The sequence below is a fragment of the Legionella saoudiensis genome (genome assembly GCF_001465875.1).
Lineage (GTDB): Bacteria > Pseudomonadota > Gammaproteobacteria > Legionellales > Legionellaceae > Legionella > Legionella saoudiensis.
This window is the reverse complement of sequence record NZ_LN901323.1, coordinates 2501-18977: the sequence shown is the minus strand read 5'-3', so window position 1 is coordinate 18977 and position 16477 is coordinate 2501. Positions and strand designations below refer to the sequence as shown.

Genomic DNA, 16477 nt, shown 5'->3' with positions numbered 1-16477 from the left:
ACAGAAATAGGATGGAACCATGAAAAAATTAATTATTGCTTTAGTTATCGTAACGCCAATGCTCTTAGTAACGGGTTGTGTTACCACTGAGACGGTTTACTATACGCGTGCATATCCTACGCGCACTGTGTATACCGTGGGATATTATGGTGGGCCCTACTGGAATGATGCATATTACTACGGTTATGATGACTTAGGTGATGTGGGGTATTGGGGTATGTATGACTCTTATAATGTTTATTAGGGTCTATTGTTCCTCGGATATTTCTACTTCAGCTCATCATTGCGAATGAGGTTTAGCAGCCGGGGTTCATGTCGAACTCCTGGCTGCTGCAAATCTTATTCTTTAGCGCGAGAAACGTATTCGCCCTTGCGTGTATCTACTTTAATTAATTCGCCTGTTTGTACGAATAAAGGCACACGGACAACAGCGCCTGTTTCAAGAATAGCAGGCTTTCCACCACCACCAGAAGTATCGCCTTTTAATCCAGGATCGGTTTCGGTAATCGCAAGAATAACGAATGTAGGAGGCATTACCTGAATCGGCTCGTTGTTCCACAGGGTGACAATACAAATGTCTTGCTCTTTTAACCAAAGGGCTGCATCGGCAAGAACTTCTTTAGTTAGGGCATATTGTTCAAAATTATCAGGAACCATGAAATGCCAGTGCTCGCCATCGGTATAGAGGTATTGCATTTCCATATCAACAACATCTGCAGAAGGCAAAGACTCATTTGATTTTAAAGTACGTTCTACTACTCGGCCTGTTTTCAAATTACGAATTTTAATGCGTGTAAAGGCCTGGCCTTTTCCAGGTTTTACGAATTCACAATCAAGGATGCTGCATGGAGCATCATCGACCATTACTTTTAGGCCATTTTTTAATTCATTGGTGCTATAAATTGCCATTAGGACTCCACAGTGTTGAGATTTTTTCTGGTTTTAGTTAAAGTTCGCACAGTTTATCAAGTCTGTGTAATTAATGCGAGATACCTCTTTAAGTTGGCAAAAAAAATTAGCACAAGGTTTTTCTTCTGTGGCTGATTTACTCACCTATCTGGAATTACCCCTAGCTACTGGAAGCTTATCAGCTGAAGCGCAATTCGCCAGTCGAATTCCTTTGGGATTCGCACAGCGGATGCAAAAGGGGAATCCTCAGGATCCATTACTGTTGCAAGTTTTAGCAACATCGCAAGAAATGAGTTCACCGGCAGAATATAGTGTTGACCCTTTGCATGAGAAAGAGAGCAATCCGCTAAAAGGTTTGATTCATAAATATTATGGACGCGTTCTACTTACCTTAACGGGGGTATGTGCTGTTAATTGCCGGTTTTGTTTTCGGCGACACTTTCCCTATCAAGAGAATAATCCTGGACGCCAGGGTTTTAAAGAAATCTGTGAGTACATTGCCAAGAATACCAGTATTAGCGAAGTAATTTTAAGCGGGGGTGATCCGCTGTTGGCGGCTGATGTTGTTATTATTGATCTGTTGCAGCAATTAGAACAAATCCCGCATATACATACCATACGTTTTCATACTCGTATCCCCGTAGTATTTCCTGAGCGTATCGATTCAGGCTTTTTAGAATTATTAACCACCAGCCGTCTTAAAAAAGTAATGGTATTGCATTGTAATCATCCTCAGGAGTTACAGGATGAAGCAGTAGGACAGGCACTTCATGACTTGCGACAGGCAGGATGTCATTTATTGAATCAGTCGGTGCTGCTGGCCGGAATTAACGATGATGCCCAGGTTTTAGCCATGTTAAGTCAGTCTTTATTTGATTACGCGGTGATACCTTATTATTTACATACATTAGATAAAGTAAAAGGAGCTGCGCATTTCGACCTGCCTTTTACTAAAGCTCAAGCAATCTACCAACAGCTACAACAATTAGTGCCTGGGTATTTATTGCCGCGTCTGGTATGTGAGGAGCCTGGCAAGTTGAGCAAAACCCTTTTAATATAGTAGGATGAGCTTCTAGCAAGGTAAAAATGAAAACACTACCGATACTTAAATCTGGCGATTTGGTTGAATTAATAGCCCCAGCCTCTCGTTGCACTGATCAGCAATTAGAGGAACTAAAAGAACTAATGAGCTCCTGGCAGCTCAATTGTCTCGTTAAAGAAGATATTTTTGCCGCAGACTTATTCTGTGCCAATAGTGATGAACAGCGTTTGCAACACTTACAAAATGCTTTGCTTAATTCGAAAGCGAAAGCGCTTATTTGCGTGCGAGGCGGTTATGGCGCCATGCGTTTAATTCCAAAATTAGCAAATCTACAACCTCCTGTTGAGCCCAAAATTTTTGTAGGAATGAGCGACATCACTTCGTTGCATTTGTATTTACAACAGCATTGGGGCTGGGCAACAATCCATGGTGGGGCTGCACCCGATAAATTTTCCGCACCATCGATCGCTGCCTTGAAGTCTTTGCTATTTGCTGAACATGCAACAGTTGATTTTAATGGTTTAAAGCCGTTAAATCGCTCTGCCCAAGAATGCCGTATTATTGAATCCACGGTAGCTGGTGGTAATTTAACCTTGATCCAAGCAAGCATAGGGACTAATTGGCAATTAGATGGCCGCGGTAAGATTATTTTATTAGAAGAAATAAATGAGCGTGGTTATCGTGTGGATCGTATGTTAGAACACTTGCGGCAAGCGAATATTTTCCAAGGTGTCGCCGCAGTCCTTTTTGCTGACTTTCTGGGGGGTGAAGAGCCAAACGGCACCTCGTTAATTCAACCCGTATTACAGCGTTTTGCGAATGAAAGCACTATCCCTGTCCTACAGATGGCAGGCATTGGACACGGCGCTACAAACTTTCCTATTCCCTTGGCCACACGAGCGCATTTACAGCTGGGTAAAGAGGCTCACTTAACCTGTTCACGCTAATAACCTGGCTCCTCATGCCAAATCTATTGGAGCCTCGATGCTGCATCGCGTAATTAGGAAGCTATGAGTATAGTGAATTGATTAAATATCATTCGTCTCATCTTTATAAAGCGTAATTAATTTTTCCTGCGCAGAAATATGTCCCTGAGTCAGCGGCTTATAACTACCATCACTTTGCATTTCCCAAGTATTGCTATTATCTTTAAGGTAGTTTTTGATTATTTCCTGCTTAATACGCTTTTTACATTGCTCATCAAGAATAGGAAACATAATTTCGATGCGATGATATAGGTTACGTTCCATCATATCTGCACTGGCACAAAAATAATGTTCCTCATTATCAATACGAAAATAAAAAACACGATGATGTTCGAGAAAACGTCCAATATAGGATAGCACCCGTATATTTTCCGAAACTCCCGGTAATCCTGGCTTTAAACAACAAACGCCGCGAACAAGTAAATTAATTTTCACCCCGGCTTGAGAGGCCTTATATAAAGTTTGAATCATAGCCTTATCGGTCAAGCCATTTACTTTGATTAAAATTTCTGTTTCAACACCCGACTGTGCCGCAGTAGCACATTGTTCAATGTATTGCAGCAAAGTTTTTTGTAAGGTAAATGGAGAATGGCTTAATGCTTTTAGTTTAACTACCTTACCTAAGCCAGTTAATTGCTGGAAAATAATTTGCGTATCAGCAGTAATAGTTGGCTCGCAGGTTAAAAGCCCTAAGTCCGTATAGCGCTGAGCCGTTTTCTCATGATAGTTCCCTGTACTTAAATGTACATAGCGTTTTAACTTGCCATGAGTTCGACGCACTACCAGAGTCATCTTCGCATGGGTTTTATAGCCAACCACGCCATAAAGCACCAATACACCTGCTGCATGTAACCGGTTTGCCAATTTTAAGTTAGATTCCTCATCAAAACGGGCACGAAGCTCAATCACTGCCGTTACTTCTTTTCCTGAGTGTGCCGCATCAACTAAGGCATCGACCATAACAGATGCGGAGTGGGTGCGATAAAGTGTTTGGTTAATTGCCAATACGTGAGGGTCAGCTGCTGCTTGTCGGAGAAAATCAATGACTACTTCAAAGCTTTGGTAAGGGTGATGCAATAAAATATCCTGTTCATCAATAACATTAAATAAATTACGTTCTGATTTGGGGAAATGAGGGTATTGGGCTGTATAGGGTGGATAATTTAGATCAGGTCTATCGAGATTATTAATCGCAGTTAAAAAGCGTTGAATGTTAACTGGGCCATCACAATAAAATGTATCTTCATGACGTAAGTGATATTTTTGTAATAAGAAATCAACAATTTTTTCCGGACAGTTTTTTTCGATTTCCAGACGCACCACATTTCCGTAATGGCGCGAAAAAATCTCCCGTTGTACCGCTTTAGCTAAGTCATCTATTTCTTCTTCTCGCAGAAAAAGATCGCTATTACGCGTGAGACGAAACGAAAAACAGCCGCTAATTTCCATTCCAGGAAATAGGCTATTGACGTGCGTATTAATGATTGATGATAAATAAACGAAATAGTCAGCTCCACCACAAAGTTCCGATGGCAGATGGATGACGCGAGGGATCGAACGAGGCGCGTGCACCACCGCATAATTAATATTACGATCGAAGGCGTCTTTTCCGCTTAAGGAAATAATAAAGTTTAAGCTTTTATTGATTAATTGCGGTAAAGGGTGAGCCAAATCCAAAGCGATAGGACTCATCACTGGCTGTATTTCATGTTTAAAATAATGCTTAGCCCACAGATGAATATCATCGGTCCATTCTTCTAATTCCAAAAAGTGGATGTTTTCTTTGCGTAAAGAGGGAAGCAGTTGTTTATTAAATGTTGCATATAACTGGTCGATTAGCACATGCGTTTTTTGGCTAATCGCACTAAATGCCTCATCGGGGCGCAAACCATCAATAGTGAGCTTCCCGGTTGATAAAGCCATTTTTTCCTTAAGGCCTGCAACCCTTATTTCAAAAAACTCATCCAAATTACTGCTGCAAATACTAAGAAAGCGCATTCGCTCTAATAAGGGTACGCGCTCATCATTTGCCAAAGCAAGGACACGCTGGTTGAAGGCAATGGCCGAAAATTCTCGGTTAATATAGTACTCAGGGTTATCCAATACTGTATCCAAAAGGAAACTCCACTTTAATAAGGCGCATCTTTAATTATTACTCAACGCACCAGAAAAAAACAAACAATGATAAAGCCTAAAAAACCGTAAAAAGGTGATAAATTCCAAAAAGTTAAGGCTAAAAAAAACAAAATGCAGCATACGGTAATAGGAATAGAAAAATACATGCCCACAACACCCTGAGCAACGGAATAACTTGCGGCTGCTAATAAAGCCAAGGCACCGTATTGAACGCCAATCATAATTTTGCGTGTGGTCGGAGTATTATGGCTGGTTAGCCATTGATAACCGATGACGGTCATAATCAATCCGGGTAAATTAAGACAGAGCACTGCGAGCAACAAGCCGGTTAATCCAGCAGCCTTGTAACCGATTAGGGCGGATAATTTTACAGCGGTTAAACCCGGGAAAACAAAGCTTGAGCCAACCATATTAATGAATTCCTCTTGCCCAATCCATTGGCGATAGTTAACTGCTTCATATTCCAATAGCTTCAACATGGAATTACCACCACCTAGTGAGATGAGCCCAATTTTGCCGAAGCTGTAAATAATGTCTAATAGTGTTTTGATCATAGGTGCAAAATATTTTTTAAGAAGGTTACATATTCGCAGGAATTTTGTTTTCCCAGCAATAGTCCAGCGAGTCGCTCCACTAAAAATAATGATTTACCTTCAATACACGCACTTAGATACGTTTGATTTTGCACTTCCAAACGTGCCAGTTCGAGCTTAACGGTAGGGGTGGTTGCAAATTTATAGATAAAAGCCACTTTTTTAACGTAGACCTCCACGCCTTGTTGCGCAACGTGTTGAGCGATTTTTTGCAATTGAGGATCTGCCGTCGGGTCTTTAAGGTCATCAAGATTTATTTTGGAACCAAAAGCAATGGCCTGATCTGTGCGCTTTAACAGAGGCTTATACAATAATTCATTACGGCGTCGTTTGATGTTGTAATTGCTGTCAGTGAGGAGATAATAATAATCTTCTCGGGATTTTTGCTGGTACTTGGCTATGTCTAATAATGAATTATCAAGAGTATTAAGCACAATGATTTCATCATTAGGCCAAAAGAATCTTATCTCCCACTTTAGCTCTTCAGGCTCCTGTTTTATAAGGAACTCCGCGGGCAAGCTTGCCGTTTGTGAGGTAAATTCAAAATTCCAAATCAATCGTTGATTCATGCTCCAGCAGGCCATATGTTATTGTTATAAAAAGAGTATATACTATATGCTTATCCTGCAATAATAAAAAAGAGCAAGGGAAGGTATTTTTATGGCTATTCTATTTTTCTTAGTTTATTTAGTCTTTACGCTTATCGTTCTTTATCGCGCAATGAATCCCTTAGTTTGGGAGTTAGGTAGCGTATTTTATTTATTAGTCGCGACCTTTGCCATCGGCTTACCGTGGATTGTAGGCTTTGTTTTGTGGGCCGTGATAATTATTGCCTTACTGGTGGTATACATGGAGCCTCTGCGGGCCTGGATTGGTGATTATCTCTATAAAACGGCAGGCAAATCGGTTCCTAAACTTTCAAAAACTGAAGAAGAAGCCTTAAATGCCGGTGATACTTGGCTTGAAGAAGATATTTTTCGCGGAGTTCCTAATTGGGAGCGTCTATCTAAGGTAGTTACTGAACTTTCAGCAGAAGAGCAGGCATTTCTTGATAATGAAACGCAAATGTTATGCGGCATGCTTAACGAATGGCAAATTAGCCAAGAGCATGATTTACCAGAAAATGTTTGGACATATCTCAAAGAAAATGGCTTTTTTGGCCTGGTTATTCCCAAAGAATATGGTGGAAAGGGTTTTTCCGCTCGCGCACATTCTGATGTAGTACAAAAAATTGCTACTCGCTCAGGAGTTGCCGGAGTTACTGTAATGGTACCTAATTCATTAGGCCCAGGTGAGTTAATTAATTATTATGGAACCGATGAGCAAAAGAATCATTACTTGCCACGGTTAGCCAAAGGTATCGATATTCCTTGTTTTGCACTCACAGAACCAGGTGCTGGTAGTGATGCTACCTCCATACAATCGGATGCTCTGGTAATGCAAAAACAAGTGGATGGGAAAACCATACTTGGCTTGTCAATTACTATAGACAAACGTTGGATTACTTTAGCACCTATTGCCACCTTGATTGGTTTAGCCGTTAATGTTCGCGACCCCGAAGGTTTATTGCAAGGTGAGGGCGTGGAAGGAATTACCTGCGTTCTTGTTCCGCGGGACACGCCCAATCTGGAAGTAGGTAATCGTCATTTGCCTGCAGAACAGCCTTTTATGAATGGTACTATCCGTGGAAAAGATATCTTTGTACCAATTAGTGCAGTTATTGGCGGCCAAAAACGCGTAGGTGGCGGATGGCAAATGCTCGTTGAATGTTTATCTATTGGTCGCTCTATTTCTCTGCCTGCCATGGGAGCTGGTTCTTCCGCTATTTGTTATCTCACTTCAGGCGCATTCGCTCGGATTCGCCGCCAGTTCAATGTGGAAATTGCACAGTTTGAAGGGATTGAAGAAAAACTTGCTGAAATTGCAGGCTTAACTTATTTAACCAGTGCTACGCGCCTACTTACGGTGGCTGCAGTTAATGAACATAAAAAACCCTCTGTAGCGTCTGCAATTACCAAATACTTCAATACAGAGCTCGCCCGCACCACGATTAATAATGCGATGGATGTACATGCTGGGCGTGGTGTGGTGGTTGGTCCACGTAATTATTTAACAGGTTTCTATCAGGGAATTCCCATATCCATCACTGTAGAGGGTGCGAATGTTATGTCACGTAACTTATTGATCTTTGGTCAAGGTTCTATGGCATGTCATCCGTTTATCCGTGATGAGTTTTATGCGGTGGCTAAAGAAGATAAAGCTGCCTTTAGAGAGATAATTTGGAAGCACATTCAATACTTCATGCAAAATTTTGCTCAAGCGATGTGTACTGCATGGACTGGTGGATTATTAATAAGTGTTCCTAAATCATCCATGAAGCGAGAATATCAACGTTTAACTCGTTTAAGTTATGCCTTTGCTTGGTTCGCTGATTTATCGTTAATTTACTTAGGTGGTGACTTAAAACGAAAAGAACGCTTATCTGCACGTCTTGCTGACGGACTTTCTTATCTCTACATGGCGATGGCAGCATTACGTAGTGTACAGTTAAACGGCGATGATAAAGATGAGCAATTACATGCACAATGGGCAGTATCTTATTGCTATTACCATGCGCAAAAATCATTGCTGGCTTTATGCCAAAATTTCCCATCTCGGCTGTTAGGTTTCATCATGCGCTTTGTGGCATTTCCTTTGGGACAGACTATGCGTTATCCCAGTGATAAACTAGATAGAAAATTAGCCCTAGTAATGACTGGAAATAACCATTTCCGTGAGCGTTTGAAGTCCTTCCTTTATTTATCAGGGGATCCAAAACAGCCAGTGGATCGAATGGAGCATGCGTTACAGTTAATTATCAATGCCGATGAGCTATCTAAGAAAGTAAGCGATGTGAAGCGAGTTAAATTTGGGCATTTAAAAGCTAAGCTTGCGAAGAAGCTTGAAAAGAACGAAATTACTCAAGAAGAGATGGATCAATTGCTGGCCGTAGAAGCTGCTCGTTGGGATGCTATTTTAGTGGATGAGTTTACCTTTGAATCGATGAAGCAAGCTACATTTAGTTCAGTAATTGATTATGTTAAATCGCCATTCATTTAATTTTTTACAAACGCTTAACACCAATTGCAAAATTAGATGTCAACTCGTTGGCATCTAGTTTGCTATAATTTAGGGCATGCGTTATAAATTTTTGTGAGATTCGAATTATGGTTGACAAGCGATTTCCAACCACTGAAGAAATTAAATCTTCAATGGAAACAGCAGGGGCTACAATTGAAGGTGCGGAATATCTCGCTTCGCGGGTGAGGGAATTAGCAACTAAATCTAAGTTTCTCAGTAAAAATCCGGAATTAAAAGATAATATTATTGCTGCAGTGGATAAGTTTGTTGATTATGTTCGCTTTAAGCTCACTGTAAATGGTCAACCTTGGTCTGGCCAGCAAGTTGAAACCTCTGACTTGAAAAATATGCAGAATAATCTTGCTGAGGCTGCGGTGAAAGAAATGGCTGGCAAGGTATCTGATGTCCGAGTCGATTATGCCATTAGTGCGGATGGGCATTATGTTCGTGGTTATTCTTCCAGTGATGGTGCCGTCCCCCCTGAGACGGTGAGTAATCTTGATAAAGTATTTAACGCATGGCTTGCCTCTAAAGATTACGTAATCAAAGGTGGTTACATTTACAATGCTAATGATCAGGTGCAAAGCGAAAAGACACGCATTAGTCCAGAGGAGGTTAAAAAGCTGATGGATGAGGGCGGATTAAAAGAGTACATGGCTGATAAAGGGATAAATATTCAAACTAGAGAACGTAACTATCCTGGAGAAGAAAAAGCCGCAGAAATCAAAAAAGATGCGGAACATGCTGTTGAGGTTGTTGCTAAAGCCAATCAAGATGAAGGCCTGGAAGGCCCAGAAGTTGATACTGGTCCCGGAGTTTCTGCCCACTAATGTATAATGGAATAGGGATCCTGGTTGGCTGCAATCAGGATCTACTTAAACGGCAAAAAGAGCAATGCATTAAGCATTATTTGCCGCACACAAACGATCAAACGAACCAATATCAAACCAACGTCCGCGATAAACACTGGCTGTGGCCTTTGCTAAATCTGCATAACGTCTGATCAATGGAGCAACCGAATACCGACCCTGCGCGCATCCTGCAAACACTTGTGGATGATAACAACAAATACCCGCCAGAGTATATTCAGGGTTTGCATTCGTTAATTGTTGCTGATTAACCAGGCCAAAATCACCATGATGATTTAAAGACGGATTATTATTGACCAGTATGACATGAATGGCATTGGTGGCATGGGGTTGCAATATACTAAAATCGAAATCAGTATAAATATCTGCATTGACAGTAATAAAGGGTTGGTCACCCAATAGAGGCAAGGCATTAACAATGCCCCCACCGGTTTCTAATCCACCAGGAGGCTCGGCTGAATAAATAATTTGCACTCCCCAGCGTTCACCATTTCCCAAATATTGGCGAATTTGCCCGCCAAGATAGGCATGATTTATTACTATTTTTTCATAGCCAGCCTTCGCTAGATTAATCACATGGTGTTCAATTAAAGGTTTACCTTTAACAACACATAACGCTTTAGGTTTTAATTCGGTTAACGGTTTTAGACGTTCTCCACGTCCCGCAGCGAGTATCATGGCAGTGTTCATGGTAGGTAAACTCTCGTTTGTAAAAAGTGAAGCAATGGGTGAAGCTCTGGATAAATTTCCGTACATTCAAGAACATAATTTAATGTCAGGGGAAGGTCTTTTAAATAGCCTGGTTTATTATCTCGTAGATGTAAGCGAGAAAATACACCTAATACTTTTAAGTGTCTTTGTAAGCCGCATAGATCAAAAGCACGAATAAACTCAGCAAGAGTGTAGTGGTTGTTTAAGCTACTTTGCTGATAAAAAAGCGCTACCCATTCAAGAACTTGAGTGCGAGGCCAAGAAATATAACAGTCTTTAAGCAATGACACTAAATCATAAGTACAGGGGCCAATCATGGCATCCTGGAAATCGATAACTCCTAATTCGAGCTTTGATGTATCAGGTACCAGCATTAAGTTGCGGGAATGATAATCGCGATGGATGAATGTTAATGGTTGTTGCGCAACTTCGGAGGCAATCCAATCGATGGAACGTTCTAATAACGCTGTTTCCGTCTGGCTAAGTTCTAGAGAAAGATAAGCCTTAAGAAACCATTCAGGACAAAGATTCATTTCTTTAATCATGAATTGGTAATCAAATGGCGCAAGCCTTGGATCATCGATCGCACAGCGTTGGATTTTAAAAAGAGTGTGTATCGCTTGCTGGTAATAATGATGAACTGTTTCTGGATTAAGCACATTTAACAGGAGTTGATCGCCCAAATCACTTAACAATAAAAAGCCTTGTTGTGTATTACTGGCAAGAATCTGGGGGGTACATACTCCGGCTTGCTCTAATGTCTGAGCAACATGCATAAACGGATGTAGATCCTCTTTACCTGGAGGTGCGTCCATTATTACCTGGGTCAATCCATTATATTCTACCCGGAAATAGCGTCTAAAGCTGGCATCTCCCGCTAAAGGGGTTAAAACAAAATCTTGTAGTTCAAGCACTTGCATAAGCCACTCTTTCAGTGCGTTTTCTCTTTCATGCATGGTATACTTCCCGACATTATTTTTGGCATGTACCAATTCGCCATGCTCTTTTGAGCGAATTGTTACTTGATTTTTAACTGTGTTAGCACGCAGTATATAGTTTTTGTGTGCATAATAAGGCATTTTATTACCTGTGAACAAGATTTCAGTTAAATGGTTCTTGATGGGAGGAGGAACAATCACCTTAACTACGCTTATGGTGATGCATCACTCTTTGGCTCATGCTGATCCCGTCTATGAACCCGTACAAGCCTGTGTGGTTGCACGTGATGCAGATTTATCCATCGTCATAAGAAATAAATTAGCTCAATGCTTAGGTTGGCAAAATGATCGCAGTTCGCCTGTCTGTTTAGGCGCGTATAAACCAATTACCGTAATGCCTCTTGCCTCACCAGACGAGTTACGCATTATGGCCAATAGAGTATCGTTTTTCCAGGATAAGCCCTCGACCTTATCCGGAAATGTAGAAATCCGCCAAACTCAACGCGTTATTAATGCAGAAACAGCCCATGTGTATCGGGATGCCAAAACAAACCAAATCACCCGGATTGAATTTTTAGGAAATGTGCATTACTTAGAACCTGATAAGTTAATGATTGCACGTAAAGCAAGTATTAATCCCCAAGATAAATCAGGGCAAACGGAAGACGTTATCTATCGCTTTAATACCAATAAAGGTCATGCGCTATTGCCCGCTTGGGGGCGGGCGAGCTCCATGCAGCGATTTGCTAATTCCGATTATTTATTACATCAAGCAACCTACACTACCTGCGCACCTCAGGATAAAGCATGGATGCTGGAAGCTAAATCCATAAAAATTGATGACAAGAAGCAAATGGGGGTGGCTCGTAATGTAAAATTACGTATTCGCGAATGGCCCGTTTTTTATATTCCTTATTTGAGCTTCCCCACGAGTAAAGAACGCAAGTCGGGCTTTCTCCTACCCGTTGCTGGATATTCTAACGTAGGTGGTTTTGATTTTGGGCTTCCTTATTATTGGAACATGGCTCCCAACTATGATTTGACCTTGACGCCACACTTATATAGTGAGCGAGGGGTGATGTTAGGAGCGGATTACCGCTATTTAACAGAAAAAAGTAGCGGCATCATTAGTGGTACTTTTTTGCCTCAAGATGCGGCCTTCCGTAACTTTTTGCACAACCATGAATGGGAGTTTCCTAGATTAAGACACAACTCAACGAACCGTTGGTCTTTGGGTTTATTAGAATCAACCCAGTTAGCTCAAAATTTACGTTTTAATGCAACAGTGCAACAAGTTTCTGATGACTATTATTTCCAAGATTTCAGCACCAATTTGGCATTCATTACGCAAAGGCAATTATTACGCCAAGCCGATTTGACCTATACCACTGAGAATTGGATCTTTCGTGGGATGGCACAAAGTTATCAAACTTTGCATCCAGTAAATGAAACTCCTATCACTGACCAATATGAGCGTTTACCGCAAATCGCAGCCCGTGGCTTTTATTATGACCTACCAGCGCATGCAAATTTAAATATCTTGGGGCAATATGATCAATTTTTCTGGCCCGGAACCAAGTGGGAGGGAGCTCAAATCGGCGTACCTCGCGGTCCTCGATTGCATTTTAATCCGGCTCTTATCTTACCGCAGCGCAAAGCGTGGGGATACATTACACCATCTGTGGAATTTGTAGAAAACTATTATGAAGTAAGTAATAATTGGGGACCTAAACATACAGATTACAACCGCTTTATACCTCGTTATGATGTACGTGGTGGTTTATTTTTTGAACGTAATTTTAATTGGTTTGGCAACGGCTATACTCAAACATTAGAACCTAGCTTGTATTATTTATATGTTCCTTACCAAGATCAAAGCGCCATTCCTATATATGATACAGCCAATATGATCTTTAATGTGGATCAGTTGTTTAGAACCAATCGCTTTTCAGGCTTTGACCGCATAGGTGATGCCAATCAATTAACTTATGCGGTAACTACGCGCTGGTTATCTGAGGAAACGGGATTTGAGCGTGCTAATTTCTCTATTGGACAAATCAAGTATTTTACTCGCCGAAAAGTGCAATTATGTCGTAGCTTGACTGGTCCATGTTTTGGCAACCCCTTAGAGATAGGTCAGTTATCTCCTTTTGCAAATTTCTCGCCAATTGCTTCCCGAGCAGTCTATCATTTGAATCCAGTTTGGAGCATCACTGGAGATTATGTATGGGATCCTGCTACTTCAGCCACGAATAACGGAGATTTAAATCTGCGTTATCAACCTGCTCCCAATGCCATTCTTAACTTTGGTTATACCTACTTAGTTAATGGTGATGTGACTTCGGTACGGAATAATGCGAAAAGCGATAATGCATTGCATCAGGCTTTAGTTGCCTTTTCTTTGCCTTTAAATGCAAAGTGGAGCACTATTGGCGCATATAGCCATAATATTAGTAAAGATTACAGCATGATGTCTTTATTGGGCATGCAGTATGATAACTGTTGTTGGGCTGTTCGTATCTTAGGTGGAAGGACATTTAAAAATTTAAATGCCTCATACCAACCGCAGTATAACAACAATGTATACTTGCAAATACTATTAAAAGGCTTAGGATCAGTAGCTACAAGTGATCCAAGTAGGATCATAAATACTTATATTCCAGGCTATAATGATCCGTTTCATCGGTAATGGTAAAAAATTAAGCAGGACTGCTTGTATTTTGATTAAAAATAACTTAGTGTGACGATAATTTTAATATTTTCGAGCTGCTGCAAGGAACGCACACAAACTGCTCGAAAAAGGTTAAATAAGGAAGGATTTTGTATGTGTAAAAAAATAGCGCTTGTTTGTATGCTGTTTGCAGCAGTAAGTACAACTCAAGCAAAGCAATTCTTAGATAAGGTCGTTGCTGTAGTAAATAATGGAGTGATCACTTCCAGTGAGTTAGATAAGCAAGTGTCTTTAACTAAAAAACAGCTGCTTGCACAAAGAATGCAACTTCCTCCAGATAACGTACTACGCAAACAAGTATTACAACATTTAATTGATGTCGATTTGCAAATGCAAATGGCAAAACAAAATGGCATTACTGTTGATGATACTGAGTTAAACCAGGCGATTGAGCGAATTGCTACAGCAAATCATGCAACAACAGCACAATTACGTGCAGAAATAACCCGTCAAGGTATGGGATGGAACGAATACCGCGAGAGCATTCGTAAAGAAATGGTTTTGTCTAATTTACAACAAAAAGCAGTCGGTCGTGATGTCCGTATTACAAATGAGCAGGTCGAACAATTTTTAAAAACTGAAGGCGATCTTCCCGTTGATCGCACCAACCTTACTTATCATGTACAAAATTTAGTCATTCCATTAAATGATACGCCCACAGCAGCTGAAGTGCAAAAAGCGCAAAAAACTGCTGAGCGGTTATTAGCAAGCATCAGAAAAGGGGCTGATTTTAGCCGTCTTCCTTTTGACAGTTCCTTAAGTAGCTTAGCTTTAGAAGGAAGTGATTTAGGTGAACGCCATCTTGGAGAACTCCCAGAGCTTTTTGCGAAAGAAGTAATTAACATGAAAGTTGGCCAAGTTGTGGGGCCATTACGTGCAGGTAATGGTTTACAACTTATTAAGTTAGTTAGTGTGGGAGGAGCTGCGGCGAAGCAGCAACATATTGTGACTTTAACTCATGCACGCCACATTTTGTTAAAAACTGATGCCAGCATGTTGCCTGAAGATGCTAAGAAACAAGTCAATAATATTTACCAACAATTAATCGCAGGGAAAGATTTTGCGACTATGGCAAAACGTTATTCTCTAGATACCGGAAGTGCTGTAAAAGGTGGTGATTTAGGATGGATTAGCCCAGGGGAAACAGTACCTGAGTTTGAAAAAGCAATGAACAAGTTAGCTTTAAATCAAATAAGTAAGCCAGTAAAATCTCAATTTGGCTGGCATATAATTGAAGTTTTAGGCCGCAAGCAACAAGATGATTCGGTTGCCTTTAAGAAACAACAGGTACGCCAGTTTTTACACCAACGTAAATTTGCAGAAGCAGTACACAATTGGCAACAACATATTCGTTCTGATGCCTACATCAATATTATTGAAAAGGATCTAGCATGAAGCCACTGCTAATTAGCAGCGGCGAACCAGCAGGAGTTGGGCCCGATTTATGTTTGGCCCTTGCTGGTTATGATTTTCCTCTAGTCATTTTGGGTGATCCCCAAGTGCTTGCCTCTCGAGCTAAAGAGTTAGCTTGTGAGGTTCACTTTAATGAATACCAAGCTGGTCAAATCGTTACGCCAAGACCTGGGCATCTAACTATTTTACCCATTTCTTGCCCTGCTCCTGTAGTCAGCGGCCAACTTAATCCCGAAAATGCAGCATATGTACTGGAATTACTAAGGCGTGGTGCAGAATTATGTGGCCATGGGCTGTTTTCTGGAATAGTTACAGCGCCAGTACATAAGGCCATTATTAATAGCGCAGGATTTGCCTTCACGGGGCACACCGAGTTTTTTGCCCAATACTTTCAGGTTGATACGGTAGTGATGATGCTTGCATGTACTCAGATGAAAGTCGCTTTAGCCACCACACATCTACCGTTACGAGAAGTACCTGATGCACTTAATGTGGAATTAATTATTGATGTAATTACTAAGTTGCATCACTCTTTAATTAGAGATTTCCAGATTACTAATCCTTGCATTAAAGTCGCCGGTTTAAATCCCCATGCGGGAGAGTCAGGTTATTTAGGGCGAGAGGAAATCGACATAATCACTCCAGCATTAACCCAATTAAAAGAACAAGGTATTAATATACAAGGCCCTATGCCTGCAGATACAATGTTTATTAAAGAACATTTAAAAGACTGCGATGCGTTTGTGGCGATGTATCATGATCAAGGTTTACCCGTTCTTAAATATGCCGGTTTTAATGAAGCAGTTAATGTCACCTTAGGATTACCTATAATAAGAACTTCCGTTGATCATGGCACGGCTCTAGAGTTGGCAGGAAAAAATTTACTAGATACCGGTTCTATGCTGGCTGCTGTTGAGATGGCTAAAAATATGGCCCTTTCTAGAGACTGCTAAGCAAACACCCTCAAAATCTAAAGTAGTGCAATCCGGGAATCCGAAGCTGGGTGAATTCTTACTACTTTGGACAAAA

At 40.9% G+C, this 16477-nt stretch carries 14 protein-coding genes; 8 read left to right on the top strand and 6 right to left on the bottom strand.

Features of this window, described 5'->3' with window-relative positions:
• Positions 1 to 19: 19 nt before the first annotated feature.
• Positions 20 to 244, top strand: coding sequence for a hypothetical protein (locus BN3124_RS06560; RefSeq protein ID WP_058534004.1), 225 nt, complete (start codon positions 20 to 22; stop codon positions 242 to 244).
• Positions 245 to 339: 95 nt separating this feature from the next.
• On the opposite strand, the gene efp is transcribed toward BN3124_RS06560, so the two are convergent.
• The gene (efp, locus tag BN3124_RS06555) at positions 340 to 909 is read right to left on the bottom strand and encodes an elongation factor P (RefSeq protein ID WP_058534003.1); all 570 of its coding nucleotides are present in this window, start codon (positions 907 to 909) and stop codon (positions 340 to 342) included.
• Between the two features lie 73 nt (positions 910 to 982).
• Between efp and epmB the strand changes: the two genes are divergently transcribed.
• Positions 983 to 1969, top strand: a complete 987-nt coding sequence (epmB, locus tag BN3124_RS06550) for an EF-P beta-lysylation protein EpmB (protein WP_058534002.1) — start codon at positions 983 to 985, stop codon at positions 1967 to 1969.
• A 26-nt stretch (positions 1970 to 1995) separates the two neighbouring features.
• A complete protein-coding gene (locus tag BN3124_RS06545) occupies positions 1996 to 2898 on the top strand; it encodes a S66 peptidase family protein (RefSeq protein WP_058534001.1) in 903 nt (300 codons plus the stop codon).
• A gap of 81 nt (positions 2899 to 2979) precedes the next feature.
• Here BN3124_RS06545 and ppk1 read toward each other — a convergent pair whose 3' ends face one another.
• The 3 genes from ppk1 to BN3124_RS06530 are packed head-to-tail and all read right to left on the bottom strand — an operon-like array spanning position 2980 to position 6235.
• The gene (gene ppk1 / locus BN3124_RS06540) at positions 2980 to 5052 is read right to left on the bottom strand and encodes a polyphosphate kinase 1 (protein ID WP_058534000.1); all 2073 of its coding nucleotides are present in this window, start codon (positions 5050 to 5052) and stop codon (positions 2980 to 2982) included.
• A 41-nt stretch (positions 5053 to 5093) separates the two neighbouring features.
• Complete coding sequence (locus BN3124_RS06535) at positions 5094 to 5627, bottom strand: chromate transporter (protein ID WP_058533999.1); 534 nt, start codon at positions 5625 to 5627, stop codon at positions 5094 to 5096.
• Positions 5624 to 6235 (bottom strand): hypothetical protein, encoded by a 612-nt coding sequence (locus BN3124_RS06530; protein ID WP_058533998.1) that lies wholly within the window; start codon positions 6233 to 6235, stop codon positions 5624 to 5626. Before BN3124_RS06530 ends, BN3124_RS06535 begins: the two co-directional genes overlap by 4 nt.
• 91 nt (positions 6236 to 6326) lie before the next feature.
• Between BN3124_RS06530 and BN3124_RS06525 the strand changes: the two genes are divergently transcribed.
• Together BN3124_RS06525 and BN3124_RS06520 are read left to right on the top strand one after the other, a co-directional pair.
• Positions 6327 to 8765 carry an acyl-CoA dehydrogenase gene (locus BN3124_RS06525; protein ID WP_058533997.1) on the top strand — a complete coding sequence of 813 codons (2439 nt, stop codon included), beginning with the start codon at positions 6327 to 6329 and terminating at the stop codon, positions 8763 to 8765.
• Positions 8766 to 8872: 107 nt separating this feature from the next.
• Positions 8873 to 9616: a hypothetical protein gene (locus BN3124_RS06520; RefSeq protein WP_058533996.1), complete on the top strand. Its 744-nt coding sequence runs from the start codon at positions 8873 to 8875 to the stop codon at positions 9614 to 9616.
• Between the two features lie 69 nt (positions 9617 to 9685).
• On the opposite strand, the gene murU is transcribed toward BN3124_RS06520, so the two are convergent.
• Together murU and BN3124_RS06510 are read right to left on the bottom strand one after the other, a co-directional pair.
• Positions 9686 to 10345 carry an N-acetylmuramate alpha-1-phosphate uridylyltransferase MurU gene (murU, locus tag BN3124_RS06515; protein ID WP_058533995.1) on the bottom strand — a complete coding sequence of 220 codons (660 nt, stop codon included), beginning with the start codon at positions 10343 to 10345 and terminating at the stop codon, positions 9686 to 9688.
• Entirely contained in the window at positions 10342 to 11322 is a 981-nt protein-coding gene (locus tag BN3124_RS06510) for an aminoglycoside phosphotransferase family protein (protein ID WP_058534480.1), read from the bottom strand. The genes murU and BN3124_RS06510 overlap by 4 nt, the downstream gene beginning before the upstream one ends.
• 163 nt (positions 11323 to 11485) lie before the next feature.
• On the opposite strand from BN3124_RS06510, the gene BN3124_RS06505 reads away from it, so the two are divergent.
• From BN3124_RS06505 to pdxA, 3 genes are all read left to right on the top strand, one after another.
• Positions 11486 to 13993, top strand: coding sequence for an LPS-assembly protein LptD (locus tag BN3124_RS06505; protein WP_058533994.1), 2508 nt, complete (start codon positions 11486 to 11488; stop codon positions 13991 to 13993).
• 135 nt (positions 13994 to 14128) lie between these two features.
• Positions 14129 to 15430: a peptidylprolyl isomerase gene (locus BN3124_RS06500; RefSeq protein ID WP_058533993.1), complete on the top strand. Its 1302-nt coding sequence runs from the start codon at positions 14129 to 14131 to the stop codon at positions 15428 to 15430.
• Complete coding sequence (gene pdxA / locus BN3124_RS06495; RefSeq protein ID WP_058533992.1) at positions 15427 to 16401, top strand: 4-hydroxythreonine-4-phosphate dehydrogenase PdxA; 975 nt, start codon at positions 15427 to 15429, stop codon at positions 16399 to 16401. The genes BN3124_RS06500 and pdxA overlap by 4 nt, the downstream gene beginning before the upstream one ends.
• Positions 16402 to 16477: the final 76 nt, after the last annotated feature.